21 protein-coding genes are annotated in these 26,588 nt (G+C 73.7%); 8 read left to right on the top strand and 13 right to left on the bottom strand.

All coding sequences use genetic code 11. The annotated features are described in order from the left end of the window. Nucleotides 1–10: 10 nt before the first annotated feature. The 4 genes from OG462_RS06755 to OG462_RS06740 all read right to left on the bottom strand — a co-directional run bounded on the left by OG462_RS06755 (nucleotide 11) and on the right by OG462_RS06740 (nucleotide 4,245). Nucleotides 11–1,069 (bottom strand): CAP domain-containing protein, encoded by a 1,059-nt coding sequence (locus tag OG462_RS06755; RefSeq protein WP_406055416.1) that lies wholly within the window; start codon nucleotides 1,067–1,069, stop codon nucleotides 11–13. A gap of 152 nt (nucleotides 1,070–1,221) precedes the next feature. Next, a complete protein-coding gene (locus tag OG462_RS06750; RefSeq protein WP_406055414.1) occupies nucleotides 1,222–2,094 on the bottom strand; it encodes a universal stress protein in 873 nt (290 codons plus the stop codon). Nucleotides 2,095–2,256: 162 nt separating this feature from the next. Further along, nucleotides 2,257–3,633, bottom strand: coding sequence for an acyl-CoA dehydrogenase (locus OG462_RS06745; RefSeq protein WP_406055412.1), 1,377 nt, complete (start codon nucleotides 3,631–3,633; stop codon nucleotides 2,257–2,259). A 156-nt stretch (nucleotides 3,634–3,789) separates the two neighbouring features. Beyond that, nucleotides 3,790–4,245: an RrF2 family transcriptional regulator gene (locus OG462_RS06740; RefSeq protein WP_406055410.1), complete on the bottom strand. Its 456-nt coding sequence runs from the start codon at nucleotides 4,243–4,245 to the stop codon at nucleotides 3,790–3,792. Between the two features lie 429 nt (nucleotides 4,246–4,674). Here OG462_RS06740 and OG462_RS06735 point away from each other — a divergent pair, with 429 nt between their 5' ends. Then, nucleotides 4,675–5,535, top strand: a complete 861-nt coding sequence (locus OG462_RS06735; RefSeq protein WP_406055408.1) for a glutathione S-transferase C-terminal domain-containing protein — start codon at nucleotides 4,675–4,677, stop codon at nucleotides 5,533–5,535. A 75-nt stretch (nucleotides 5,536–5,610) separates the two neighbouring features. Here OG462_RS06735 and OG462_RS06730 read toward each other — a convergent pair whose 3' ends face one another. Then, nucleotides 5,611–6,648: an NAD-dependent epimerase/dehydratase family protein gene (locus OG462_RS06730; RefSeq protein WP_406055406.1), complete on the bottom strand. Its 1,038-nt coding sequence runs from the start codon at nucleotides 6,646–6,648 to the stop codon at nucleotides 5,611–5,613. A gap of 141 nt (nucleotides 6,649–6,789) precedes the next feature. Here OG462_RS06730 and OG462_RS06725 point away from each other — a divergent pair, with 141 nt between their 5' ends. Then, the gene (locus OG462_RS06725; protein ID WP_406055404.1) at nucleotides 6,790–7,002 is read left to right on the top strand and encodes a DUF5133 domain-containing protein; all 213 of its coding nucleotides are present in this window, start codon (nucleotides 6,790–6,792) and stop codon (nucleotides 7,000–7,002) included. A gap of 120 nt (nucleotides 7,003–7,122) precedes the next feature. Continuing rightward, on the top strand, nucleotides 7,123–9,501 hold the full coding sequence (locus OG462_RS06720) for an ATP-binding cassette domain-containing protein (protein ID WP_406055402.1): 2,379 nt from the start codon (nucleotides 7,123–7,125) through the stop codon (nucleotides 9,499–9,501). 211 nt (nucleotides 9,502–9,712) lie between these two features. Here OG462_RS06720 and OG462_RS06715 read toward each other — a convergent pair whose 3' ends face one another. Next, nucleotides 9,713–11,050, bottom strand: a complete 1,338-nt coding sequence (locus OG462_RS06715) for a D-alanyl-D-alanine carboxypeptidase family protein (RefSeq protein ID WP_406055400.1) — start codon at nucleotides 11,048–11,050, stop codon at nucleotides 9,713–9,715. 332 nt (nucleotides 11,051–11,382) lie between these two features. Here OG462_RS06715 and OG462_RS06710 point away from each other — a divergent pair, with 332 nt between their 5' ends. Both OG462_RS06710 and OG462_RS06705 read left to right on the top strand, forming a co-directional pair. After that, on the top strand, nucleotides 11,383–13,320 hold the full coding sequence (locus OG462_RS06710) for an NAD-binding protein (RefSeq protein WP_406066396.1): 1,938 nt from the start codon (nucleotides 11,383–11,385) through the stop codon (nucleotides 13,318–13,320). A gap of 135 nt (nucleotides 13,321–13,455) precedes the next feature. Continuing rightward, nucleotides 13,456–14,661, top strand: a complete 1,206-nt coding sequence (locus tag OG462_RS06705; protein WP_406066394.1) for a cytochrome P450 — start codon at nucleotides 13,456–13,458, stop codon at nucleotides 14,659–14,661. A gap of 97 nt (nucleotides 14,662–14,758) precedes the next feature. Here OG462_RS06705 and OG462_RS06700 read toward each other — a convergent pair whose 3' ends face one another. From OG462_RS06700 to OG462_RS06680, 5 genes are all read right to left on the bottom strand, one after another. Then, nucleotides 14,759–15,004: a hypothetical protein gene (locus tag OG462_RS06700; RefSeq protein WP_406055398.1), complete on the bottom strand. Its 246-nt coding sequence runs from the start codon at nucleotides 15,002–15,004 to the stop codon at nucleotides 14,759–14,761. A gap of 65 nt (nucleotides 15,005–15,069) precedes the next feature. Beyond that, complete coding sequence (locus tag OG462_RS06695; protein WP_406055396.1) at nucleotides 15,070–15,546, bottom strand: NUDIX domain-containing protein; 477 nt, start codon at nucleotides 15,544–15,546, stop codon at nucleotides 15,070–15,072. A gap of 120 nt (nucleotides 15,547–15,666) precedes the next feature. Beyond that, complete coding sequence (locus tag OG462_RS06690; protein ID WP_406055394.1) at nucleotides 15,667–16,878, bottom strand: FAD-dependent oxidoreductase; 1,212 nt, start codon at nucleotides 16,876–16,878, stop codon at nucleotides 15,667–15,669. A gap of 40 nt (nucleotides 16,879–16,918) precedes the next feature. Beyond that, a complete protein-coding gene (locus OG462_RS06685) occupies nucleotides 16,919–18,346 on the bottom strand; it encodes an FAD-dependent oxidoreductase (RefSeq protein ID WP_406055392.1) in 1,428 nt (475 codons plus the stop codon). After that, nucleotides 18,343–19,875 (bottom strand): FGGY family carbohydrate kinase, encoded by a 1,533-nt coding sequence (locus OG462_RS06680; RefSeq protein ID WP_406055390.1) that lies wholly within the window; start codon nucleotides 19,873–19,875, stop codon nucleotides 18,343–18,345. Before OG462_RS06680 ends, OG462_RS06685 begins: the two co-directional genes overlap by 4 nt. Before the next feature lie 303 nt (nucleotides 19,876–20,178). Here OG462_RS06680 and OG462_RS06675 point away from each other — a divergent pair, with 303 nt between their 5' ends. Beyond that, nucleotides 20,179–21,153, top strand: a complete 975-nt coding sequence (locus OG462_RS06675) for a hypothetical protein (RefSeq protein ID WP_406055388.1) — start codon at nucleotides 20,179–20,181, stop codon at nucleotides 21,151–21,153. A gap of 93 nt (nucleotides 21,154–21,246) precedes the next feature. After that, nucleotides 21,247–22,782 (top strand): amino acid permease, encoded by a 1,536-nt coding sequence (locus OG462_RS06670; protein WP_406055386.1) that lies wholly within the window; start codon nucleotides 21,247–21,249, stop codon nucleotides 22,780–22,782. 83 nt (nucleotides 22,783–22,865) lie between these two features. Here the strand turns inward: OG462_RS06670 and OG462_RS06665 are convergent, their stop codons facing one another. After that, a complete protein-coding gene (locus OG462_RS06665; protein ID WP_406055384.1) occupies nucleotides 22,866–23,621 on the bottom strand; it encodes a GntR family transcriptional regulator in 756 nt (251 codons plus the stop codon). Nucleotides 23,622–23,804: 183 nt separating this feature from the next. Between OG462_RS06665 and OG462_RS06660 the strand changes: the two genes are divergently transcribed. Beyond that, nucleotides 23,805–25,145 (top strand): DUF2252 domain-containing protein, encoded by a 1,341-nt coding sequence (locus OG462_RS06660; RefSeq protein ID WP_406055382.1) that lies wholly within the window; start codon nucleotides 23,805–23,807, stop codon nucleotides 25,143–25,145. Between the two features lie 48 nt (nucleotides 25,146–25,193). Here the strand turns inward: OG462_RS06660 and OG462_RS06655 are convergent, their stop codons facing one another. Continuing rightward, on the bottom strand, nucleotides 25,194–26,585 hold the full coding sequence (locus OG462_RS06655) for an NAD(P)/FAD-dependent oxidoreductase (protein WP_406055380.1): 1,392 nt from the start codon (nucleotides 26,583–26,585) through the stop codon (nucleotides 25,194–25,196). Nucleotides 26,586–26,588 lie beyond the last annotated feature (3 nt).

The following is a 26,588-nucleotide window of genomic DNA, read 5'->3' as shown; positions in this document are numbered from 1 at the left end:
GGTCGCCGGCTCAGCGTCTGGCGCCGAAGTTCTGTACCCACCAAGGGCCGTTGGCGGTGAGGGTCACGCCCACGCCGATGTCCTTGAAGGAGCAGTTGAGGATGTTCGCCCGGTGGCCGGGACTCTCCATCCAGTCCTCCATGGCCCGGGCCGGGGTCTTCGGCCCGCGGTGGATGTTCTCCCCCCAGGTCGACCACGTGTACCCGGCGCCGCTCATCCGGTCGCCCGCGTCACGCCCCTCCGGATCGTCGTGCTCGTAGTAGTCGCGGGCGGACATGTCGTCGGCGTGCCCCTGCGCGGCGCTCCGCAGCCGGCCCTCGGAACGCAGCGGCCCGCAACCTGCCTTCTCCCGCTCGACGTTGGCGAGCGCGACGACGTCCTCGACGAACCGCGCGGCCTTCCCGGCGGGCGCCTCCGCCGCGGGGGCCGCACCCTGCTGCCCTTGCGGCTGTTCCGGGGCCTGTTCGGGCAGCGACTCCCGCTGTCGCTCCGACTCCGCCTTCGGACGGGTCTCCGGCCGGTCCGAAGGCCTGCTCTTCCACCGGGTCTCCGGCTGATCCTCCGGCCGGGAGTTCGGGGGCGCGGATCCTGCCTGCATCACCTTCGCCGTACGAGGGGAGGGCGTGGACGCGGTCGAGGGCGTCGACGGGGCCGGGGACGTCCGCCGGACCTCCCGTACGGTCTCCACCTCCCGTACGGTCTCCACCTCCCGTACGGTCTCCGACGCGGTGTCGGCGGACCCGGCGGCGGTGGAGGAACGCGGGGACGCGGCCGCCTCCGCGGCCCAGGGGGTGGTGGTCGTGCCGCCGGTCCCGGTGGAGGCGACGTACACCCCGGTGGCCACCGTCAGGACCGCGGCCGCGGTGCCGGCGACGGTGACGGCGGTCCGGAAGGACGGCCGTCGCGAGGGGCGTCGTCCCGCGCCGCCGCTCTTGCGGTGCCGCCCGCTCACGCGCGCCGCCGGGTCCTGCGCCGCCGCGGGATCCGCCGCGAAGTCCCGTACGACATCGTGGGGGTGCGCGGTGTGTTCAGGGTCTTCGGGGTGGCCGGGGTCGTCCTGGTGCCGCATGGAGCTCCGCTCTCTCGCCGTGGTCGCCGAACGGTCCGGCGCTGGGGAGAGCCACCGGGGCGACGGCGGTAACACTTTCCGGCCCCGGCCACCCCGACACTCCTCGTCAACGCGACGCGTCAACCTTGCGCGTCAACCTGTATCGCACCCTTTCAGCCCTGCGGGACGACCGCCACCGGGCACGGCGCGAGGTGCAGTGCCGCGTGGGCGACGGACCCGATCCGCGGCCCGACCGCCCCCCGCCTGGCCCGCCGGCCGACCACCAGGAGCTGGGCCGCCCCCGAGGCGGAGAGCAGTACCTGACCGGCGCTGCCCAGCTCGACGTGCTCGGTGACCGGCACGTCCGGGTACCGCTCGCGCCAGGGCGCGAGGGCCTCCCGCAGCGACTTCTCCTCGTACGGGACGAGCCCGCCGGCCTCGTCGGCGAGCCGCATCGAGGCCGGGCTGTACGCGTAGAGCGCCGGCAGGCTCCACGCGCGCACGGCCCGCACGGACGCCCCGCGCGCGGCGGCGGTCGCGACTGCGAAGCCCAGCGCGGCGGCGCTGTCCTCCGCGCTGCCGAGCTGCCCGACGAGCACGTGCCCGGTGGGGGGTTCGGCCGGATCGCCGTCACGGGACCGGACGGCGACCACGGGGCGGGTGGCGTCGGCGATGATCTGCTGGCCGTACGAGCCGAGCAGGAATCCGGCGACGGCTCCGTGTCCGCGCGAGCCGATGACGAGCATCTCGGCCTCCTCCCCGGTGCCGAGCAGCGCGGCGACGGGTGTGTCGCGGAGCACCTCGGCCGTGAGGGTGAGCTCCGGGTGGCGGGCGGCGATCGTGGCCTCCGCCTCGCGCAGGACCGAGTCCGCGGCGCGTTCCTGGGTCGCGCGGTCCTGGACCAGGGGGAGATCGAGCGGTTCCCAGCGCCACGCGTGCGCGAGCCGTAGCGGGAGGCCCCGGTGGAGGGCCTCGCGGGCGGCCCAGTCCGCCGCGGCGAGACTCTCCGGGGATCCGTCCACTCCTGCGACGATCTCACGACTCATCAGGCTGCCTCCGTGGGTGCGGTGCCGGGCCCGCCGGACGGCCGGACCCTCACCTCCCAGCTTGGGTCCTTCGGCCGCTCGACGAGAGGGCCGGACGTCCCGACATGCCGGTCCGTCCGTCCCTTCGTCCCCCGGAGAGGCACCCCCCGGCACCGACGCCCTTCAGGCCAGCAGGGTGAGCCGTGCGTGGGTGCCGTTGAGGTAGTGGTCCCCGATGTCGCGGAGCCGGTGGGCGGCCTGGGTGGGAGCGGTGAGCGCGCGGGCGTTGCGCCAGAAACGGTCGAATCCCGGACCGCCGGCGCGGGCGTCGGCGCCCGCCGTGCCGTCGACGAGTTCGAGGATGCGGGTGGTGATGTGCACGGCCGCCCGGCCGGTGACCGTCTCGGCCGCCGCCACCAGGACGGCGATGTCCGCGCGTTCCTCCACGCCGAGCGACCAGCCGGCGAGCAGGCCGTGGGTCAGGGCGTCCGTCGCCCGCTCCACCACCGCGGCGGCGGCGTGCGCGGCCGTCGCCAGCTCGCCGTACGCGAGGAGGAGGTACGGATCGTCCCCGGTGCCGGCCGGTACGGAGCTCTCCGAGGCGCCCCCGGAACGACCTGCCGGTGCCGGCCCCGCCTGCCCGGCGCGGCTGATGTCCCGGGCCTCGGCGAGCGCCCCCTCGGCGATGCCGAGCCCGACATGGACCAGGAGCAGCCGCAGGGCGAGCGGAGCGAGGGTGGAGTAGGGCGCGACGGCGTGCTCGTCATGGGGGAGCGCGCCGAGGATGTCCTCGGGCGCCACGGGTACCCGGTCGAAGGTGACGGTGCCCGCGCCGGCGAGCCGCTGCCCGACCCGTTCGGTTCCGGCGTCGGTGAACACCCCGGGCTCCGCCGGGTCCACCAGGACGACGAAGAGGTCGCCGCTGCCGCCGGGGCGGGCCCCGACGACGAACCGGTCGGCGACCGTCACGGCGGAGCCGAACGTACGGCTCCCGTCGAGGATCCAGCCACCGCCGGAGTCGGCGGGGGTGAGCGTGAGGCCGGGTCCGGTCTCGCCGCGCGGCGGTTCGACGCCACCGGCGAGGAGCCACCGCTCCTCGGCGGTGCGTACGTCGAGGGGGAGGTCGTTCGCGGGGAGGGTGCCCGGCTCCCGCGCGGGGCCGCCGAAGAAGCGGCTGCTCCAGGACAGGGCGTAGTGGTGGGCGAGGAGCTCGCCCACCGAACTGTCGGCGGCGGAGATCTCCCGTACGACCGCACACGCCGCCTGCCAGTCGGCGCCGCGCCGGTTCGGACCCGGCGCCGTCAGCAGGGCGGGCAGCCCGGCCTCCTGGAGCCGGGCGACCTCGTCGAACGGCACCTTGCCGGCCCGGTCCCTGGCGAGGGCGTCGACGGCGAGGTCGTCGGCGAGTTCGCGGGTGACGCGGGGCCAGATGGCGTCGTCGGCGGGCCGGTCGACAGGGGTGTCGCCCGGCCTTCCGGCGGGCCGGTCGACGGGCCCGGCGTTCGGTGCGGAGGTGGTACGTATCGCTGGTCTCTTCGGCGATTTCCTCGGCGTACTCACGTCACCTCACATGATCCCTAGTATTCCCACTGGAATAGTAGGGATAGTGGCAGACGGGATGGCGTCGCCCCAAGAGGCGTCCGCGGACTGGACAAGGCTGTCTTGGCGAGTGAGACAGGGTCACATCGATGCAGCTCGCGGGTGGTTGCCCGGCACTCAGGGGTTGGTCCAGGCCTCCGGATCGTCCGCGAGCGCAACGATCCCCTCCGGCAGCTGGGCCGCCGCCACCTCCGCGAGCGAGACCCCGAGCACCTCACGGACGGACGCCCGGAGCGCGATCCACAGGGTGAGCAGCGACTCGGCCGGACCGGTGTACGACAGGTCCGGCGGCCGCTCCCCGCGGACGGAGACCAACGGACCGTCCACACAGCGGATGACCTCCGCGACCGAGATCGACTCCGCGGGCCTGGCCAGCCAGTAACCGCCGTTGCCGCCGCGCTGGCTCTGCACCAGGCCGCCCTTGCGCATGTCGCCGAGGATGCCTTCGAGGAACTTGTGCGAGATGCCCTGGCCCTCGGCGATGGCCTCGGCCTTCAGCGGACCCGAATCCTGGGCGGCGGCGAGCTGGAGGGCGGCACGCACCGCGTAGTCGGCCCTGGCTGAAATGCGCATGCGCGCATTATTCCGCACGCTTCACGGAGTGGCCCGTACCGCACCCTTGACGTCGTCCGAGGCCGGTCGGACACTCAGGACGGGGAAACCGAGCGAACAGGTAGGGAACCATGGGACGCAGCGGTCGACGGCACACGTCACTCACCGCGCCCCTCCCGCGCTCCCTGCCCCTCACGTCCCGCCGCCACATCGACCTGCTGCGGGTCTGCAGCGCGGCGAGTCGCGGTGACCGCCGGGTGGTCCACCCCGCTCGCTGAGGTTCTGTTCGCCGAGGCCGCCGCCCCCGCGGGCGCCGCGCCGACCTCCTCCTCTTCCCGTACCTCTGCTGCCTCCGGGCCCCGTGCTGCCGGTGCCGCCGTCTCGCCTCCGCGACCGTCGCCGTGCCGTGCGCCGCCCGGACCCAGCACCGAGCACCCTCAAGGGAGAAGCATGTCCGTCGTTCCGTCCTCGCTGCTGCCCGCCTCCGCCGTGCCCGCCTTCCGGGGCCGGATCGGCAGCGACGTGCACAGCGGCCACTACGCCGTGCCGCACCGCTATCGCCTCCACGTCGCCCCGTACGACCCCGGCTGTCTGAGCATCGCCCTGACCCACAGCCTGCTCGGACTGGACGACACGCTCCCGCTCTCCGTACTGCCCGAGAGCCCCGACACGCCCGACGGCGGGTACGCGGCCCTCCGCCCGCTGTACGAGGCGAGCGCGCACCTCTACGACGGGCCGGCCGCGGCCCCCGTCCTCAGCGACGGGTGGACCGGACGGATCGTCAGCACGCACGTCCCCGACATCCTCCGGGACCTCGCCCTCCGCTTCCGCGGCGACGGCCCCGAGCTGCTGCCCGAGGAGCACCGGAGCGAGATGGAGGCGATCACCGACCTGTGCGAGCGCAGCATCAACCGGGCCGCACAGCGGGCCGGTGAGCTCGGACTCGACGGCGAGGCCGCCCACCACGACCCCCTCACCGTCCTCTTCGCGGCCCTCGGCTCCCTGGAACGCCGCCTCGCCCGCCACCCGTACGTGCTCGGCGACGCGCCGACCGCCGCCGATGTGCAGGTCTGGGTCACCCTGGTCCAGCTCGACACCGTCCACCGCTGGCACCTGGACGCCGCCGCGATGGACCGGGTCGCCGGATACCCGGCCCTCTGGGCCTACGCCCGACGCCTGGCCGCGCGCCCCGAGTTCGGCCGCCGCCTCGACATCGAAGCGCTCATGCGCCGCCACCGCACCCACTGCCGAGGCCGCGAGGCCGCAGGCGCGGCCATCCGCCTCGTCGACTGGCCGACCCCGGCCCACTGACACGGGGCTCGCACGAAACAGCGCCTGCGGCACGACGCGTGGCCCGGGGTCGATGCCCCCGGCCACGCCCCCGCGTCAGCCGATGCGGTGGCCCGCCAAGGGGCCCGTGTCGTCGCCCGCGCCCGCGCGGACACCGCGCAGGAACGCCTCCAGGGCCTCCAGGGAGCTTCTCTCCGGCTCCCACTCCAGTTCCCGCCGCGCCCGCTCCGTCGCCAGCAGCGGCATGTGCCGCAGCGCGTCGAAGAGGCCGGGGGAGGCCGGGGCGAGCCTGAGACGCCAGGCCGCCGACAGGGCGCCCCGCACCGCGCCCGCCGGCACACGCACCGGCCGGGCGTCCAGCAGCTCGCCCAGGACCGCGCCGTCGATCACCGGCTCCGCCGCCAGGTTGAACGCGCCACGGACGTCCCGCAGCAGCGCCCGCCGGTAGGCGTCCGCCGCATCCTCGGTGTGCAGGACCTGGAAACGGAGCCCGTCGAACTCCGGGAGCAGCGGCAGCAGATCGGGCCGCATCAGCTGCCCCGGGAAGAAGCGCCCCGCGAAGATCCGTCGCTGCCCGCTCGCCGACTCCTCCTTGAAGAGGAACGCCGGACGCATCCGTACCACCCGGATCATCGGATGGTCCCGCTCGAACGTGTCCAGGACCCGCTCCAGATAGGCCTTCTCCCGCGTGTACGCGGCCCCCGGCCAGCCGTGCGTCGGCCACGCCTCGGACACCGGCGCACCGCCCGCCGGGCCCGGGGAGTACGCCCCCACCGAGGAGGCGTGCACCAGGACCGGCACCCGCGCCGCCGCGACCGCCTCGAAGACGCGCACCGAGCCCAGGACGTTGGTCCGCCACGTCTCCACCGGGTCGTGCGTCGGCCCGAACCGCCAGGCCAGATGCACCACGGCGTCCGCGTCGGCGACGTGCTGCGCGAGCAGCGGCTCGTCGCCCTCCCGGGACAGGTCGACCTCGGCCCACTCCACCCCCGGAAGTTCGAGTCCCGGCCGGCGCCTGGCAAGACCCAGGACCGAGCCGACGCGCGGCTCGCGCGCCAGGAGCCGTACCAGACTGGTGCCCACGTTGCCGGTGGCGCCGGTGACGACCACCCGCGAAATCGCGCTCGGGTTCATGTCTCCGACCCTCCGCCATGGGCGTCGGAAGCGCACTCCGAGGGCCTCCCGCGCACGAGGCCGTCACACAGCGTGTCCGTGCAGGTCGCGAGCGTGGCCGACGACCGGGAGTATGGAGCGACTCAGGAGAGGGAGGACGCCATGCTGCTGCCCGACAGGAACACGGTCGACCGGCTGCTCCGGCACTACCGCGCCCAGGAGCGGACCGTGCTGGCCAGGCCGTGCGACCTGTCGGCGCGCCGGCGCTTCGAGGACACGGCGTACACGCTGTGCGTGCTGATGGGAGAACGCACCGCCCGCGAGGCCGTCCACGCCGCCGAGCAGTACGTGGCCGGAACCTCGATCAGGATTTGAGAAGCGTCGTCATCCGGCCGCCGCTAGCGTGGCTGCCATGGACCCCGCGATACAGCCGCCGTCGGCCACGACGCGCCGCGCCGGTCCGTTTTTCGGCCCCGCGCGACAGCTGGAGAGACGATGAGCAAGGCCCCCAGGGCGGACGAGCAGCCGCACCCGGCCGACCGGCACGATCTGATCCGTGTGCACGGCGCGCGGGAGAACAACCTCAAGGACGTCAGCATCGAGATCCCGAAGCGCCGGCTCACGGTGTTCACGGGGGTCTCCGGCTCGGGAAAGAGCTCCCTCGTCTTCGACACGATCGCCGCCGAGTCCCAGCGCCTGATCAACGAGACGTACAGCGCCTTCGTCCAGGGCTTCATGCCGACCCTGGCGCGGCCCGAGGTCGACGTACTCGACGGCCTGACGACCGCGATCATCGTCGACCAGCAGCGGATGGGCGCCGACCCCCGCTCCACGGTCGGCACCGCCACCGACGCCAACGCGATGCTCCGCATCCTCTTCAGCCGGCTCGGCAAGCCCCATATCGGCCCGCCCGGCGCGTACGCCTTCAACGTCCCCTCGGTGAAGGCGAGCGGCGCGATCACCGTCGAGCGCGGTGACAGGAAGACCGTCAGGGCGACCTTCAACCGCACCGGCGGCATGTGCCCGAACTGCGAGGGCCGCGGCGCGGTCTCCGACATCGACCTCACCCAGCTCTACGACGACTCCAAGTCGCTCGACGAGGGCGCGCTCACCATCCCCGGCTACACCCCGGGCGGCTGGAACTACCGCCTCTACAGCGAGTCGGGCCTCGTCGACCCGGCCAAGCCGATCCGTAAGTACACGAAGAAGGAACTGCAGGCCTTCCTCCACCACGAGCCGACCCGCATGAAGATCGCGGGCATCAACATGACGTACGAAGGGCTGATCCCCCGGATCCAGAAGTCGTTCCTGGCCAAGGACAAGGAGGGCATGCAGCCGCACATCCGCGCGTTCGTGGAGCGGGCCGTCACCTTCACCACCTGCCCCGAGTGCGACGGCACCCGCCTCGCCGAGGGGGCCAGGGCGTCGAAGATCAAGCGCATCAGCATCGCCGACGCCTGCGCGATGCAGATCAGCGACCTCGCCAAGTGGGTCCGCGGCCTCAAGGAGCCCTCGGTCGCCCCGCTGCTCACGGCGCTCCAGCTGACCCTCGACTCGTTCGTGGAGATCGGCCTCGGCTATCTCTCCCTCGACCGGCCCGCGGGCACGCTGTCCGGCGGCGAGGCGCAGCGCGTCAAGATGATCCGGCACCTCGGCTCCTCGCTCACGGACGTCACCTACGTCTTCGACGAGCCCACCGTCGGCCTGCACCCGCACGACATCCAGCGGATGAACGAACTGCTCCTGCAGTTGCGGGACAAGGGCAACACCGTGCTCGTCGTGGAGCACAAGCCGGAGACGATCGCGATCGCCGACCACGTCGTCGACCTCGGCCCCGGCGCCGGTACGGAGGGCGGCACCGTCTGCTTCGAGGGCACGGTGGACGGCCTGCGGACCGGCGGCACCGTCACCGGCCGGCACTTCGACGACCGGGCCTCGGTCAAGGACACCGTGCGGGAGCCCACCGGCACCCTGGAGATCCGGGGCGCGACGACCCACAACCTGCGCGACGTCGACGTCGACATCCCGCTCGGGGTCCTCGCCGTCGTCACCGGCGTCGCCGGCTCCGGCAAGAGCTCGCTCGTGCACGGCTCGATCCCGGTCAGCGACGACGTCGTGTCGATCGACCAGAGCCCGATCCGCGGCTCGCGCCGCAGCAACCCGGCGACGTACACCGGACTGCTCGACCCGATCCGCAAGGCGTTCGCCAAGGCCAACGGCGTGAAGCCCGCGCTCTTCAGCGCCAACTCCGAGGGCGCCTGCCCCACCTGCAACGGCGCCGGCGTCATCTACACCGACCTCGGGATGATGGCCGGGGTCTCCTCCACCTGCGAGGACTGCGAGGGCAAGAGGTTCCAGGCCTCGGTCCTGGAATACCTCCTCGGCGGCCGGGACATCAGCGAGGTGCTCGCGATGTCCGTCACCGAGGCCGTGGAGTTCTTCGGTTCGGGCGAGGCGAGCACCCCGGCCGCGCAGCGCGTCCTCGCCCGGCTCGCGGACGTCGGTCTCGGCTACCTCAGCCTCGGCCAGCCGCTCACCACGCTGTCCGGCGGCGAGCGCCAGCGGCTCAAGCTGGCCACGAACATGAGCGAGAAGGGCGGTGTCTACATCCTCGACGAGCCGACCACCGGTCTGCACCTCGCCGATGTGGAGCAGCTCCTCGGGCTGCTCGACCGGCTCGTGGACGCCGGCAAGTCGGTCATCGTCGTCGAGCACCACCAGGCCGTCATGGCCCACGCCGACTGGATCATCGACCTCGGCCCCGGCGCCGGTCACGACGGCGGCAAGATCGTCTTCGAGGGCACCCCCGCCGACCTCGTGGCCGCGCGGTCGACGCTCACGGGCGAGCACCTGGCGGCGTACGTGGGGGCGTGACCGCCCCGCGTCCGACCGCCCCGCGTCGGACCGCCCCGCGTCCGACCGCACCGCGTCCGACTGTCCCGCGTCGGACTGCCCCGCGTCGGACTGCCCCGCGTCCGACCGCACCGCGTCGGACTGTCCCGTGTCCGACGGAGCGGTGGCCCGGCGGTTCGCGCCGCCGGGCCGGCCGCCGGACCGTGCGGCGCCCACCGGCCGCCGTCCGGAGTCAGCTCACCCTGTGGGCCGCCCGGCGCCGCCAGCCCCACAGCGCGAACGCCGCCGCGCAGGCGGAGGCCACCAGGGCCAGCGGAAGGCCGGCCGACGCGCCCGAGGGCGCCGCCCCGCGCGTGGGGTCCTTGCCGGGCGTGGCCGCCGTTTCCGCTCCGGCGCGGGGCGGCTGAGCGTCCGTGCGCGCAAGGCCGCCTTCACGGGGATCACGGCCTCCACGGGCCACCGACACGGCCCGGTTGCCCGAACCGGCCGCCGCCTTCGTCCGTACGGGGAGCAGCGAGCCCACCGGCTGGACCCGTCCCGCCGCCTCGAAGCCCCAGTCGAGGAGTTCGCGCGCCTCCTCGTAGACGGCGAGCCCGCCCCCGCCCTGTGGGTTCATCACGGTGACGACCAAGGTCCGGTCGCCGCGCCGGGCCGCCGAGATCAGCGTGTTGCCCGCGTTGCTCGTGTATCCGTTCTTGATTCCGATGAGCCCGGGATAGCGGGCCACACCGTTCGCCCCCGTCAGGAGCCGGTTGGTGTTGGCGATGCCGTACGACCAGGAGCCCGCCGGGAAGTCCGCGTACGCCGTCGAGCAGTACCGGGTGAACGCCGGATCCTGGAGCCCGGTCCGGCCGAACACCGCCAGGTCGTACGCGGAGGACACCTGCCCCGGGGCGTCGTAACCGTCGGGGGACACCACATGGGTGTCCAGGGCCCCCAGGGACTTCGCCTTCTCCTGCATCTGCCGGGACATCGACTCCCAGCCGCCGTTCATCGCGGCCAGGACGTGCACCGCGTCGTTCCCGGAGCTGAGGAAAACGCCGTTCCACAGGTCCGAGACCTTGTACGTGTACCCCTCCTTCACCCCCACCAGGCTGCTGCCGTCCCCGATCCCGGTCAGCTCGGAATCGGCCACGGTGTGCTGCTCGGAGGGTTCGTGACCGGGGAGCGCCGTGAGGGCGAACAGCGCCTTCAGGGTGCTGGCCGGCGGCAGCTTCCGGTGGGCGTTGCGCGCGGCGAGCACCTCACCGGAGGACGCGTCCGCGACCACCCAGGACAGCGCCGAGACGGAGGGCACGTCGGGAGCGTCCCGCAGCGGCTGCACCTGCGTGCCCTTCCGGTCCAGCCGGGCACGGTCGAGGTACCGGGGCGCGGGCGGCGTGGGCTCCCGGAGGGAGACCGAGGAGGCAGCTGCTACGGATGTGACGGAAGCGGCCGAAGTGACAGCCATGGCCGAAGTGACGGTCTCGGTCGAGGTGACGGGAGACGCCGTGGCCGCCGGAGCGGGCAGCACGAACAGCACCGCAGCGGTACCGGCGGCGGCATGACGGACAGCTGACGTGACGATCATTCAGTCACCGTAGGAAGGAGGCGCGGGACGCGCAGATCGGAGTGCGCCGACCGGCGTAGCGGGTGTGGCGTACGGCGGCGCGTCGTGCGCCCGCCCGGGTGGTACGGCCTCCCCGGCCCGCTGTCGGTGGCGCAGGGCATCCTTGTGACGTGCCCTCACACCCGCACCAGACCAACGCCGTTCCGGCCGACAGTGCCGCAGCGCCTCCCGTCGAACCGGCATCCCGGTCCGTCCCGGGCCCCACCAGGTCGCCCGGGATCTCCGGCGGCGGCCCCTTCGGCGCGCCCGCCTTCCGGACCGAGCGGCAGCCGCGCCAGGCCCCCGCCGGGCACATGATCGTCTGTGGGGACGACGCCCTCGCCCACCGCCTCGCGGGCGAGCTCCACGAGGTGTACGGGGAGCAGGTCACCCTCCTCGTGCCGGTACGGCCCGACGCCCCACGCACGCCCACCGCCCGCACCGGCCGGGCGCTGGCCCTCTTCGGACGGGTCACGGCCGCCGTCATCCGCACCACCGGCACCGCAGGCACCTCAGGCACCACCGCCCCGGCCACCCCGGCGGGGACCGGCACGGACGGCGGCGAACCCACCGGCACCCTGCGCGTCGTCGAGTCCCCGGACGCCGACGACCGGGCCCTGACGGACGCCGGGGTGGAGCGGGCCGCCGCGCTCGCCCTCGTCCACGAGGACGACGAGACCAACATCCGGGCCGCACTCACCGCCCGCCGCCTCAACCCCCGACTGCGCCTCGTCATCCGGCTCTACAACCGCAAGCTCGGCCAGCACCTCGAAACACTCCTCGACCAGGCCGCGGCCGTCGCCGAACCGGGCCTCGACCCCGAGAAGCTCGACGCCGCCACCACGGTCCTCTCCGACGTCGACACCGCCGCCCCCGGCCTCGCCGCGGCCGCAGTCGCGGGCACCAGCAAGGTGGTGCAGGCCGGGGGACTGCTCCTGCACGCCGTGGAGCGCCTGCCCGCCGCCGGAGAGGCCCCCGACCCGGGTCTTTGCACGCTCGCCCTGCTCTCCGCCACGGCCGGCGACCCGGCGGGCTGCGAGGGCTCCGAACGCAGCGGGGACGCGGGCCCACGGCTCCTGCCCGACGACCGTACGGTGGCCGCCGCCACCGGCCGCGCGGCCGTCACCCTCGAAGCGGTCACCGCGGCGGGCCCCGCCCTGGCGTCCGCCCGCCTCGCGGCCTCCGCGCTGCCCGTCGCCTCGCTCTTCTCGCGCCGGCTGCGCTGGTCCCTGAGCGGTGCGGCCGCCGCCGTCCTCGCGCTCGCCCTCGCCTCCACCTTCACCACCGGCGACCACCCGCTGCACGCCGCCTATCTGACGCTTCTCGACATCTTCGCCATCGGCGACCCGGCCGTGGGGGAGTCGACCAGCCGCCAGGTCCTCCAGATCCTCGCCGGGTTCGTCGGACTGCTCCTGCTGCCGGTGATCGTCGCCGCCCTCATCGAAGGCCTCGGCACCTTCCGTACGGCGACCACCCTGCGACGGCCCCCGCGCGGGCTCTCCGGGCATGTCGTCCTCCTCGGCCTCGGCAAGGTCGGCACCCGAGTCCTCGCCCGGCTCCGCCGGCTGAACATCCCCGTGGTCTGCGTCGAGTCCGACCCGGAGGCCCGTGGAATCGCCGTCGCCAGACGGCTGCGCGTCCCCACCGTCATCGGCGACGTCACGGAGGAGGGCGTCCTGGAGGCCGCCCGCATCGACCGCGCCCACGCGCTTCTCGCCCTGACCAGCGTCGACATCACCAACCTGGAGGCAGCGCTCTCCGCCCGCGCCGTCACCCCCGACCTGCGGGTCGTGCTGCGCCTGTACGACGACGACTTCGCCACCGCCGTCTTCCGTACCCTCCGTACCGCCCACCCCGCGGCCCTCACCCGCAGCCGGAGCGTCTCCTACCTCGCCGCGCCCGCCTTCGCCGGCGCCATGCTGGGCCGTCAGGTACTCGGCGCCGTCCCGGTCGAGCGTCGGGTCCTCCTCTTCGCCGCAGTGGACGTCGCCGACCATCCGCTCCTGAACGGACTGACCGTGGCCGAGGCCTTCCACCCGGGCAAATGGCGGGTCATCGCCCTGGACGGAACCGGCACGAAGTCCGGTACGGCCGGCCGGGACAAGGGCTGGCGCCTGGCCCCCGAGCGCATCCTCGAACCGGCCGACCGGGTAGTGGTGGCCGCAACCCGCCGAGGCCTGGCCGAACTCCTGGGCCGCGGCGGCCGCGCCGCCGCACCGGGCGACGACAGCACGCCCGACAACTCACCGTGAGCAGCGTGGGGTTGACCGTAGGATGTGCTGAACCCCGGGGGCCCGCACCGGCCTGGTCCCGCCCGCAAGGGCCCGCAGTCAGGAGCTCCCGAAGTGAACGCACTGCCCGTGCCAGCCCCTCGTCCGCCCCACCGCATGGACCCGTCCGGCGGCTGCCCCCACGCCGACAACGCCCGCCTGCTCGCCGAAGGCGCCGTCGCTCCGGTGATCCTCCCCGGCGAGATCGACGGCATGGTGGTACTCGGCCACGACGCCCTCCGGGACTTCCTCTCGCATCCCGACGTCGCCAAGGGCCCCCAGCACTTCACCGCGCTCACCGAGGGCCGCATACCCGACGGCTGGCCGCTGCGGACGTTCGCCACCGTGCCCGGCATGATGACCGCGGACGGTGCCGACCACCGCCGCCTCCGCACCCTGGTGAGCAGCGCCTTCACCGCCCGCCGGGTCGAGGAACTCCGCCCGCGTGTCGAGGCGGTCGCCGCCGGACTCCTCGACGACCTCGCCGACGCGGCCGGGGCCGGTGACGGCGTCGCGGACCTGCGCCGCCACTACGCGCTTCCGCTGCCGCTCGGCGTCATCTGCGAACTCCTCGGCGTCGACCCCGTCCACCAGGACCGGCTGCACCGTCTCTCCGGCCTGATCGTCGCAACGGACACCGAACCCGCTCAGGCCGTGGCCGCCAACCGCGAGATGGTCGAACTCCTCGCCTCCATCGCCGGCGACAAGGCCACCGCCCCCGGCGACGACCTGACCAGCGCGCTCATCGCCGCCCGGGACGAGGACGGCGACCGGCTCGGCGAGGCCGAGCTGATCGGCACCGTGCTCCTGCTGATCATCGCGGGCCACGAGACCACCCTGAACCTGGTCACCAACGCGGTCCGGGCGCTCTGCGCCCACCGCGACCAGCTGGCCCTGGTCATCGAGGGCCGCGCGACCTGGGCGGACGTGGTGGAGGAGACCCTCCGCTGGAACAGCCCGGTCAGCTACTTCCCGTTCCGCTACCCCACCCGCGACCTCACCGTCGACGGCACCCTCGTTCCGCGGGGCACCCCCGTCCTGGCCGGGTACTCGGCGGCGGGCCGGGACACGAAGGCCCACGGCCCGGACGCCGACCGCTTCGACCTCACGCGAACGGCGACGGTGAAGCACCTGTCCCTCGGCCACGGCGCCCACTACTGCCTGGGCGCCCCACTCGCCCGGATGGAGGCCACCCTCGCTCTGGAGGCGCTCTTCACCCGCTTCCCGGACCTGGACCTGGCCGTTCCCGAGTCCGAGCTGCCCCGCCACACCGGATTCGTCGGCAACAGCGTCCGGGCGCTCCCCGTCCGGTTGGGCGGCTGACGGCCCCACCAGCGGCTGACGGCCCACGCGCCGTGCGGGGCCGCCACCTACCGGCCCCGCCACCTCCGGGGGCCCGCCACCTCCCGGACCCGGCTCCTCACCCGGCACGCCCCCAAGCGGTCGCTGGGGAGGCACGCAGGGACGAGACGAGCCGCAGCAGCCGGGCCTCGTTCCCCACGAGGCCCGCGGCGCGGAGCGCCTCGTCCGCCTCGGCCATCGGATGGGTGAGCATCACCCCCGCGTACGGGGCGAGCTGTGGATCGGTCAGCACGGCCTGGGTGGATTCGAGCAACCGCAGGTACGCCTGGGCGGCCGCGCGCTCGCTGGCGGTGATCGTGGTCATGTTGTCGGGCTCCCTCTCGACAGTTCGGCGCTCACCACCCTCTCGTACGGGTCTGACAATCGCCCTCAACCCTGCCCGTCGAGCCGTTCCACCAGCCGTTCCAGGAAGACCCGCTGACCCTCCACGAGCAGCGGAGCGGCCGCCTCCGGGGCGAACCAGCCCACCCGGTCGATCTCCGGGAACTCCCCCTGGACGCCGGACCGCGGCGGCCACTCCATGGTGAAGGTGCCCGGCACGATCTCGGCCGGGTCGAGTGTCCCCTCGACGGCCCAGATGGTGACGAGCTTTCCGTTGCGCTGCCGGGACTCGCCGAGGTCGAGCCACTCGCCCTCGGGGGCCGGAAGGCCCAGCTCCTCGAGGAACTCGCGGCTCGCCGCCGATTCCGGGGCCTCGTCCGGCTCGTACTCGCCCTTGGGGATCGACCAGGCCGACTGCTCGCGGGACGCCCAGAAGGGCCCGCCCATATGACCGATGAGAACCTCGACGCCACCGTCCGTCGAACGGCGGAAGACCAGAAGACCCGCACTGCGCTTGTCCGGCATGCAGACCAGTCTCGCCGAAGGGCCCCGCCACCGCAGCCGCGCACGTTCCGCCGTGGCCGCGCACACTCCTGCCCGAGCGCCCCGCGCAAACGCCCCCGGCCCGCACGCGCCCGGCGCGCGTCACTCCTCGGCGCCGACCACCACCGGCCCGCCTCCGAGGTCCACCCCGCTCGTCCAGTGCGCCGGGAGCCGTACCGAACGCCAGGGGACGAGCGAGCCGTTCAGCCGCTCCCGCCGCAGCGGAGCGCCGTCCTGGGTGACGGTCAGGAGCGGTCGTACGAGCCGGTGCTCGGTCCGTACGAACAGGGGCGCGGCCACCGGACCGAGCAGACCGGGCGTCACCCACCGAAGCGGCCCCGCCGCTTCCACCGGCACTCCGGCATCGGGCCAGAGCTGTCCGTCGAGGAGGTCGCGTACGGCCTCCGCCGCCGCGCGCCCCTCGGCGGCGGCCACCGCTGCCGGCTCCACGCCGCGCAGGAGGTTGCCGACCGCGAAGACTCCGGGCGCGGCGGTGCGGAAGGCACCGTCCGTCACGGGGCCCCGGGTGCCCCGGGCGAGCGGCAGCCCACAGGCGCGGGAGAGTTCGTGGTCCGGAATCCAGTCCCCGGTGAAGACCACGGTGTCGCACCGCAGGGTGTGCCGGGTCGCCCGGCCGTCCTCGCCCCTGACCTCGACCCCGGTGAGCCGTCCGCGTCCGAGGAGCTCCGTCACGACCGATCCCGTGAGCACCGGAACGGCCCCGAACGACGCTCGTCGCGACGGGTGTTCGGTGACGACGGCCACGACCTCCACCCCGGCCGCGCGGAGCGTCCGCACGGCGTTGCGGGCCACGGGGTCGCCACCGACGACCACCGCCCGCCGCCCGATGTGCTCCGCCCGTGACCCGAACCGAAGGACCAGCCGCTGAAGCTCGCCCGTGGTCAGCACCCCGGCGGGTCGCGACCCCGGGACGAGCCGTGCGCTGCGGGCGCGTTCGCGGGCCCCGGTGGCAAGGACCACCGCGCGAGCACGGATGCGTTCGAGCCCGGTCGGGGCCGTGACGTCGAGAGTGAGCGGCCCCGCCCAGCCGGTGGCCGACACACCGGTACGGACGGTGGCCCCGGCCCGCAGCGCCGCTCGCACCGAGCGTCGCGCGTGGGCCGGGCCGTCGAGGGGGCGGCCCCGGGCGTCCGCGCCGAATCCCGGACGGACGCAGTGCCGGGGGACCCCGCCGGCGGCCTGCTCCCGCTCCAGGACCTCGACGCGGCCCGCGCCCGCCGCCGCGAGGCGAGCGGCCGCGGCGAGCCCGGCGGGTCCCGCGCCCACCACGAGCACGTCGACCGTACGGTTCACCGGGCCCCTTCCCGTACTCGCGGAGCAACGTCCGAGCGGTTCACCGGGCGCCCTCCCCGTGCTCCTCGTGCTCCTCGAACAACGCCCGTACCTCCGCGCCGCAGTAGTGGCCCTGGCATCGGCCTCCACGCGCGCGCGTGCGGCGGCGTAGCCCGTCGAGGCCTCCCGGCGGGATCGTGGAGGTGAGCGCCGCCCGGATCTCACCCCGGGTGACGCGCTCGCAGTGGCAGACGATCGAGCCGAAATCCGGGTCCCGGGCGATGAGGCGGGGGTCCCGGTACGGCCGGGGGAAGGCCTCGCCGAGGTTCGGCATCCGGAGCCGGGCGAGTGGTCGCTCGGGCCCCGGGTCGAGCCCGCAGTCGGCGAGCAGTCCGCGGACGTGCTCGGCGATGGCCAGGGATGCGGTGAGTCCGGTGGACCGGATCCCGCCCACCGTCACGTACCGGAGTCCCGGGTGGGCGGCGATCCGGTAGTCCTCCTGCCCGGTGGCGGCCCGCAGCCCCGCGTAGACGGCCGTGACCTCCTCGTCGAGCAGCGCCGGGAGGATCCGGCCGCCCTGCTCACGGAGCCCGGCGAGCCCTTCCGCCGTCGTGCCGGTGGCGGTCTTGTCGTCCAGGTCCTCGGCGGTTGGCCCGAGCATGACGTTCCCGTACACCGTCGGCGCGATGAGCACGCCCTTGCCGAGCGGGCCCGGCACGGGGAGCAGGATGTGCCGGACCAGGTCGCGCGCGAACTTGTCGAAGACGAGCAGCTGGCCCCGACGCGGGGTGACCGTGAAGTCCTCGCGGCCGACCAGCGCGTCGAACGCGTCGGCGTGGAGCCCGCAGGCGTTGACGAGATGACGGGTCCGCAGCACCCCGCGCCGGGTGACGAGGCGGTGGTGGGGATCGCCCGGACGGACCTTCTCCACCCGGCAGTTGAGGTGCAGATCGGCCCCGGAGCGGACGGCCTGCGTGGCATACGCGAGGGTCGTCGTCCACGGGCAGATCACCGACTCGCCCGGCACTTCGAGCGCGGCGAGCGCGCCGGGACCCAAGTGGGGTTCCCTCGCCTGGAGTTCGGAGGGCGCGAGCACCCGGGTCGTGCGGTGTCCGTTGCGCTCGGCCTTCTCCGCGAGGCGGGGGAGGGCGGCGCGCTGCTGCTCGTCCCAGGCGACGAGCAGGGCGCCGAGAGGCTCGACGGGGATGCCGGTCTCCTCCGCGTACGCGGAGAGCAGACCATATCCCTCGCGGACGAGCCGCGCCTCCAGGGTGCCGGGCAAGGCGTCGAAACCGGTGTGCAGGATGGCGGTGTTGGCCTTCGACGTACCGTCGCCGACGTCGTTCGAGGCCTCCACGAGCGCGACTCGCAGGGGGTGGCGGGCCAGCATCCGGGCGATCGCGGAGCCGACGCCCCCCGCACCGACGACCACGACGTCGTACGTCGCCGCGGCGCCCGAGGGGAGGGGGCCGCTACGGGTGACGCTCACGCGGAACCGGAACCGGAACCGGAGCTGGGGGCATGGTCGGGATTGGATCCGGCGTCGGAACCAGAACCGGGGCCGGAACCACCGCCCTCCGACCCCGCCCGCTCGACCAGCGCCGACACCTCGGTGCGGAACCGCGCGAGGCGCTCGCCCGCCTCACCGGCCGAGATCCGGGGTTCGTACACGGCCGATGGCTTCCACTCGGGTACGGCCTCGCGCAGGGTGAGCCCCGGGTCGTGCCCGAGCCGGGCGACCGCGCCGACACCGAGCGCCGTCGCGTCAGGAAACGAGGAGACCTCGACCGGGAGTTGGAGGAGATCCGCCTGTGTCTGCATGAGCAGCGCGGACCGCGTGAGGCCGCCGTCGGCGCGCAGGGAGGTCAGTGGCCCGCCGCGGTCCGACGCGACGGCCGAGGCGAGTTCCACGACCTGCGCGGCGATGCCCTCGCACAGGGCGCGGACCAGATGGCCCGGCGTGGTGTCCAGGCCGAGACCGGTGAGCGAGCCGCGTACGTCGCCCCGCCACCAGGGAGCGGCGAGCCCCGCGAGCGCGGGCACGAAGGTGACCCCGCCCGCGTCCGGGACTCCGCCGCCGACCGGGTCGATCTCGGCCGCCCCGCCGATGACGCCGAGGTCGGTGAGCCAGCGCACGGCCGAGGCGACGGTGTACACCTGACCGTCCAGACAGTGGGCGACCTGGCCGCCGAGCCGCCAGGCGACACAGCTGACCAGGCCCGATGAGGCGCGCCGGGGCTCGGGGCCGGTCTGCGCGAGGAGGAAGGCGCCGGTGCCGTACGTGCACTTGGCGGCGGCCGGGTCGTCGGCGCTCTGGGTGAGCAGCGCCGCCTGCTGGTCCACCAGGAGGCCGGTGAGCGGGAGCGGCGGGCCGAAGGCGGTGGTGGTGCCGACGGGCGTGTCGCAGTCCACGACCTGGGGGAGTCGTTCGCCGCCCAGGCCGTACAGGTCGAGGGCGGTCTCCGACCAGGCGACGGTGTCGAGGTCGAGGAGTCCGGTCCGTCCGGCGGTCGCCGCGTCGGTGACGAAGGCGCCGGTCAGCCGGTGGACGAGCCAGGCGTCGCTGGTGGTGACGACGCCGGCGCCGGTGGCGTGGCGGCGGATCCAGGCCATCTTCGGCGCGGCGAAGTAGGGGTCGAGCGGGAGGCCGGTAAGTTGCCTCAACTGCTCGGCGTGCGCGCCCAGTTCGGCGCAGACGGAGGCCGCTCGGCGATCCTGCCAGACCAGGGCGTCGGTGAGCGGTTCGCCGGTCGCGGGGTCCCACGCGAGGACGGTCTCTCCCTGGTTGGCGAGACCCACGGCGGCGACCGGCGTGTCGGCCTCCGCGAGCGCCGCGCGTCCCGCGGCGACCACGGAGTCGTACAGCTCACGGGGGTCGACCTCGACCAGGCCGCCGGGCAGATAGCGGGGCCGTACGGGGGCCGTGCCGCTGCCGATGACTCCGCGCTCGGGGCAGAGGACGAGGGCCTTGGTGCCCGAGGTGCCCTGGTCGACGGCGAGTACCGGGCCGGCCGTCATCGCACTGCTCCTGTCCCTGGACGTTCAGTGATCATCCGATCACCGAAAAGGGTCAGGGTGCCGTCGCCGAGGCTGTCCGTCAAGCCTCGGAGGGTGATCACGTCAGGTTCGCCGACATACCTGACGGTAAGTCAAATTCAGTCGTTGGCTTGATAATTACTGTCGGAAAAGAAAGTGGACCGGTCGCATCCAGAGCCCTCTATAGTGATCGCCGATCAACGGCCGGGACGCGCCCGCCGGGGGACTGACCACCCCCTCCATCCACCGAGGACCCATGTCACCCACACCACGCCCCACCCCCTGATGGCCGGACACGGCTTCCGGCCCGTCTACCACCCGGCAGGCCACGACCACGCCCTGCGCAACGCCGTCCAGGACCTGCGGACCGGCCGCTGGGTGGCGATGGCGCGGCTCCTCGACGAGACGGAGGGCTGGGACAGCTGGACCCGACGCACCCAGGTCCTCGCGGCCGTCGCCGCGGGCACCGACGTCGTCCACATGTGGCGGACCGAACAGCCCGGGAGCCTCGCCGCCACCGTGATGCACAGCCGTGTGACCGTCGAGCGGGCCGTACGCGCCCACCGCGCCGGCCACGCCCGTACCCGGGAACTCTGGCAGGAGGCCTGGACCGCCTGCCGGGAGGCCGCCGATCTCGCCCACGACGACCCGGTCCCCTGGGTCGGCCTGATCGCCCTCGCCGCCCTCGACGGCCGCCAGCGCATGGAGGAGCACCGGCTGTCCCCGCCGGCCCCCATGCTGCCGCCCGGCCCCTGGGGCCTGCTCGCGGAGGCGGAGAAGCGCGACCCGTACAACCGCGAGGCGCACCACCGGATGCTGCAGTTCGTCTACGCCCGGCGCCCGGGACCGCTCTCCGAGGCCGTCAACTACGCGCACTGGGCGGCCTCTTCGGCACCTGTGGGCTCTGCCCTGCACGTCCTCCCGCTGTACGTGCGCGTCGAGCGCTACCGGCGCGAGCGCGGCCACGAGCGGGCCCTCGACCTCCACTGGGTCGCCGAGGACGCCGTACGCGAAGCCCAGCGCGCCCTCGACACCTGGTTCCTCTTCTGCGCCACCGACGAGGCCTCCCTGCTCGACCTCAACCACCTGGCGCACGCCCTCTTCGGGGCCCTCCGCTTCACCGACGCGGCCCGGGTCCTGGAGTCGCTCGGCCCGTACTACACGACCCTCCCGTGGGCGTACCGGACCCCTCATCCGGACGACCGCGTACTCGCCGAAGAGGTCTTCCTGCGCGCCCGCGCCCGCTGTCTCAGCGGCTGAAGGCCCTTGTACGTCCCGCAGCCGAGCCCCTTCGAACGCCCCCCAACCCGCTCCCCCCCGACCCCGCTCACCCCCCCGTCCCCGGAGGAACGCATGTCCCGCACCGCCCCCGACCCCACCGACGCGATACGCAAGCCACCCCCGGCCCAGGACGAGGAGGCGCGGCTGAGAGAGCTCGGCTACCAGCCGGTCCTCGCCCGCCGCATGGGAGGCTTCGGCAACTTCGCGATCAGCTTCTCGGTCATCTCCGTCCTCTCCGGATGCATGACCCTGTACGGCTTCGGCATGGGCACCGGCGGCCCTGCCGTCATGCTGTGGGGCTGGGTCGGCGTCGGTCTCTTCGTGCTGTGCGTGGGCCTCGCCCTCGCCGAGGTCACCAGCGCCTACCCGACCTCGGGCGCCCTCTACTACATGGCGGACCGGCTCGGCGGGCGCCGCTGGGGCTGGTACACCGGCTGGCTGAATCTGCTCGGTCTGCTCGGAGCCATCGCCGGCATCGACTACGGCGCCGCTCTCTTCACCGGCGCCTTCCTCAACCTCCAGTGGGGCTTCGAACCCACCGCCGGCTCCACCTTCCTGATCTTCCTCGCGATCCTGCTGCTCCACGCCGTCCTCAACCTCTTCGGCGTCCGCCTGGTCAGCGTGCTCAACTCGATCAGCGTCTGGTGGCACCTGGCGGGCGTGGCGATCATCGTCGGCGCCCTCGCGTTCGTCCCCGACCGCCACCAGTCCGTCGACTTCGTGTTCACCGAGTTCGTCAACGACACCGGATGGGCCAACCCCTTCTACGTCGCCGCGATCGGCCTGCTCCTCGCCCAGTACACCTTCTCCGGCTACGACGCCTCGGCCCACCTCTCCGAGGAGACCTCCAATGCCTCCGTCGCCGCCTCCAAGGGCATCGTGCGGGCCATCTGGGTCTCCTGGCTCGCCGGATTCGCCCTGCTCGCCGGCCTGAGCTTCGCCATCCAGGACTACGCCGCCACGCAGAACAGCGCCACCGGCGTCCCGCCCGCCCAGATCTTCCTGGACGCGCTCGGCACCGGCGGCGCCACCGCCCTGCTCCTCGTGGTCATCGTCGCCCAGCTCTTCTGCGGCAACGCCGAGGTGGCCGCCGCCAGCCGGATGGTCTTCGCCTTCAGCCGTGACAACGCCCTGCCGGGCTCGGCGATCTGGCGCAAGGTCAGCGGCCGCACCCAGACCCCGGTGCCGGCCGTCTGGCTCGCGGTGGCCGTGGCCGCGGTGCTCGCCCTCCCCTCGCTCTACTCGGCCACCGCCTACGGTGCCGTCACCGCGATCAACGTCATCGGCATCACGCCCGCCTACGCCATCCCGATCTATCTGCGGCTGCGCGCCGGGAACCGGTTCACCCCCGGCCCGTGGAGCCTGGGCCGCTGGAGCAAGCCGATCGGCTGGACCGCCGTCGTGTGGGTGGCGATCGTGACCGTGCTGTTCTGTCTGCCGCAGAAGTCCCCGGTGACGGTCGACACCATGAACTACGCCGTGATCGCGCTGGCCGTCGTGCTCGTCCTGGCCAGCGTCTGGTGGTACGTCGCCCGCCGCTCGTACGGCACGCCGACGGCGTACGGCACGGCCCGCGAGGAGGCGGACATCGCGGAGGGCATCGTCTGACGGAGAAGTCGGCTCCTGTCCCCGTACCGGACAGGAGCCGGCCTACCGTCAGACCGGGACGACGGTCGGACGCCGACGGACCCTCACGCGCTGAACTCGTACGTCCAGGCCGCCGACTGGGCCGAGAAGTCGATGTCCGTGATCTCCAGGGCGTGTCCGTGCTGATCGCTCACCACCCGGTGGACGATCAGCCGGGCCGCGCCGCCGGCCGGCGTCGTGGTCGGGCCGGGCGGCACGCCGACCGACTCCCGGTGGGTGATCCGCAGTCCCGCCTGGTGCATCCAGTGGTAGAGCAGCCGCAGGTCGGGCTGTTGACGGCAGTCCCGGCCCCGCCGGTAGCGGGCCAGCTGGGGGATCTCGGCGACCGCCGGCCGGGAGAACCACGACACCGCCCGCTGGAGCGCCGCTCCTTGCGGCCCGAGGACCACGTGCCGGTGGACGAGCGTCGGCTCGCCCGGAGTGAGCAGGAGCCGTGGCGCCAGTGGCGTGGGCGGCGGTTCCCAGGTCAGCGAGGCCCGCACCAGTGCCTCGGCCGCGCGGGGCCCGCCGGGGAAGGTCGGCCGGCGGGCCGTCAGGGCCGGGACGAGGGGTTCGCCGCCGGCTCCGGCGGCGGCGAAGGTGCCGCGCCGGTCGGTCACCACGAGCCGTTCGTCCCGCAGGAGTTGGAGCGCACTGCGTACCGTCTGCCGGTTGACGTGGTAGCGCTGGGACAGGGATCGTTCCGAAGGGAGCCTGCTGCCGGGGGAGATGCGGCGGTGGGCGAGGTCCTCGCGCAGCGCGGCGGCGACCCGGAGATAGAGCGGCGCGTCTGCCGCCGCCTCGGATTCGGGCTCGGCCATGATCAAACCCTCTCTTCGCTCAGCGTGACCGCATGGGTCGTGCGGGTGACCAATTTCTATCATTGGTCTAAACCATTTCGCCAGGGCTGTCCGGCAGAGTGGCCGAAACGAGCGAGGCGCCTTGTAATGAGGACCACGTGACGGGCACGAGACAGCGGCGGCGGAAGAGGCGGGTGAGGCCGGATGACGACACCGTCGGAGCGCGCCGCACGGGGCAGGGCGGCCCGCAAGCGCGTCCCCCGCTCCTCCCACGGCCGCTGGATACCCAGCTCCCAGCGCCCCGACCCGATCGACGTGCTCGAACGCCAGGCCCTGGACCGGCTGCCCGGCCTCGCCCCCCTCCGATACGGCCGGATGGCGACCTCCCCCTTCGCCTTCCTCCGCGGCGCCGCCGCGATCATGGCCGCCGACCTCGGCGCCCAGCGCCACACCGGACTCACCGTCCAGCTCTGCGGCGACGCCCACCTCCTCAACTTCGGGGTCTACGCCTCACCCGAACGGACGCTCCTCTTCGATGTGAACGACTTCGACGAGACGCTCCCCGGACCCTTCGAATGGGACGTGAAGCGGCTCGCCGCCAGCGTCACCGTGGCCGCCCTCCAGAACGGCAGCAGCAAGCCCAAGGCCCACCGCGCGGCCCTCGTCGCCGTCGAGTCGTACCGCACCACCGTCCGCCGTCTCGCCGACCTCGGCGAACTCACCGTCTGGTACGAGCGGATCGCCGCCGACGACCTCGTCCCCCTGGTCCGCCGCGACGAACGCGCCCGGTTCGAGAACCGGCTCGCCCGCGCCCGCCGCCGGACCAGCCTCCACGCGCTCGCCAGGCTCACCGAGATCGACGGGACCGGAGTCCGGCACATCATCGACGACCCGCCGCTCCTCGAACGGACCACGGGCCTCGACCGGGTCGGCTTCGGCAAGATCTTCAACGACTACCGCAGCTCGCTCGCCGAGGAACGGCGGGTCCTCCTCGACCGCTACCGCTTCCTCGACGCCGCCCGCAAGGTCGTCGGGGTCGGCAGCGTCGGCACCCGCTGCTTCGTCCTCCTCCTCGAAGGGCGGGACGACGGCGACCCGCTCATCCTCCAGATCAAGGAGGCCGGCCACTCGGTCCTGGAGCCGTACCTGGCGCCGAGCGCGTACGCCCACCAGGGGCGCCGCGTCGTCTGCGGGCAGCGCCTCACCCAGGCCGCCAGCGACATCTTCCTCGGCTGGATGACTGGCCCCGAGCAGCGCCACTTCTACTGGCGGCAGCTGCGCGACATGAAGGGCTCGGCCGAGGTCGAGACGATGTCCCCGGCCGGGCTACGGGACTACGCGCGGCTCTGCGGCCGCGCCCTGGCCCGCGCCCACGCCCGCTCGGGCGACCGCATCGCGATCGCTGCCTACCTCGGCGGCTCGGACGTCTTCGACCGCGCCGTAGCGGACTTCGCCCTCGCCTACGCGGGGCAGAACGCAGACGACTACGCGGCACTCGGCGGAGCCATCGCCGCGGGGATCGTGGCGGCGGCGCCGGGGGCCTGAAGGCGGGGCCGAGGCCTCATGGCTCCGGCCCCACCGTACGAACACTCCCTACGCGTCGCGGCGCAGCGGCGGTCCCGCAGGCGTCTCGGCCGCCGGCCCGAAGAGCACCGCCCGCGCCACCGACGGGGCGAACAGGCTCGTGAGCGGGGCGGTCAGGGTGAGGGCGGCGCGGAACGGCGTGCCCACCGTCGGGTCGCCGGCGGCCCGGGCCTGCACCCGGCTCAGGTACCAGCCGACCGCCTTGTCCATCGGACCCGGGCGGGCCGCGTCACCGGTCGCCCCCGGCATCTTCTTGTCGGCGCCCGCCGAGATGTCCCAGGCCTGCCGGGAGGCGTCGAGCAGCGAGCGCTGCACGGTGCGGGTCGTCGGGGTGCGCCGTGGGTCCGCGAGGGCCCGGCGCAGCGCGACCGCGCTCAGTGCGGCGACGGCCATGCCCTGCCCGTAGATCGGGTTGAAGGCGCACAGCGCGTCGCCGGTCGCCAGGAAACCGGCCGGGCGGCGCCCCGGACGGTCGTACCGGCGCCGGATGTTGGCCGTTCTGCGGAAGCCGTACACCGGGGACACCGGTTCGGCCCGCGAGAGCCAGTCGCTGACCACCGGGTGCGGCAGCCGCTTCGCGTACTCCTCGAACGCGCCCTCTTCGGTGGGCGGTTCGTCGCCGCGCAGGCCCGAGAGGGTCACCAGGTGGCGCCCGTCGCCGAGCGGCAGGACGACACCGCCGTACACCTGGGCGTGGTTCGGGACGATGTAGTACCCGAGCGCGTCGGTGCCCGGCTCCTCGTCCGGGGAGCGGTAGACCCGGGTGCCGTACGCGAGGCCGGTGTCGAGGGTCTCCTCGTGCGGGGCCTCGGCGCCGATGCCCGCGAGCCAGTCGGCGGCCTTCGTGGACCGCCCGGACGCGTCCACCACCAGATCGGCCGCGAGGGTACGGGGCTCCTTCCCGGCCCCCGCGCCGCGCTCGCGCAGCCGTACGCCCCGGACGCGCGAGGAGTCACCCGTCAGGCCCACGGTCTCGGTGCCCTCGATGAGCTCGATCCGCGGGTCGGCGAGGACACGCTGCCGCACCAGCCACTCCAGCTGGGGGCGCGGGCCGGTGTAGAAGTTCACCGTCGCGGTCGTCCGGCGGAACCACTTGCCGTTCTGCCACTGGACCATGTCCTCGGGGACACCCACCTTGGGCGCGCCGAGAGCGGTCAACTCGTCCATGAACCCCGGGAGAAGCTCGTCCAGCGCCTGCTGTCCACCCGCGATCAGCACGTGCAGGTGCCGGCCCTGCGGGACGCCCGGACGCGCCTCCTGGCCCTCGGGGTACCGGTCGCGTTCGACGACCGTCACCTTCTCCGCGTGCTCGGCCAGTACCCGAGCGGCAAGCAGCCCAGCGAGACTTCCCCCGATGACCACCGCGTGACGTGTCGCACGGCGCCCCAAGTCGTCGGCCATACC

This window comes from Streptomyces sp. NBC_01077, assembly GCF_045162855.1.
Classification (GTDB): Bacteria; Actinomycetota; Actinomycetes; order Streptomycetales; family Streptomycetaceae; genus Streptomyces.
This window is presented reverse-complemented; position numbering and strand designations above follow the sequence as displayed.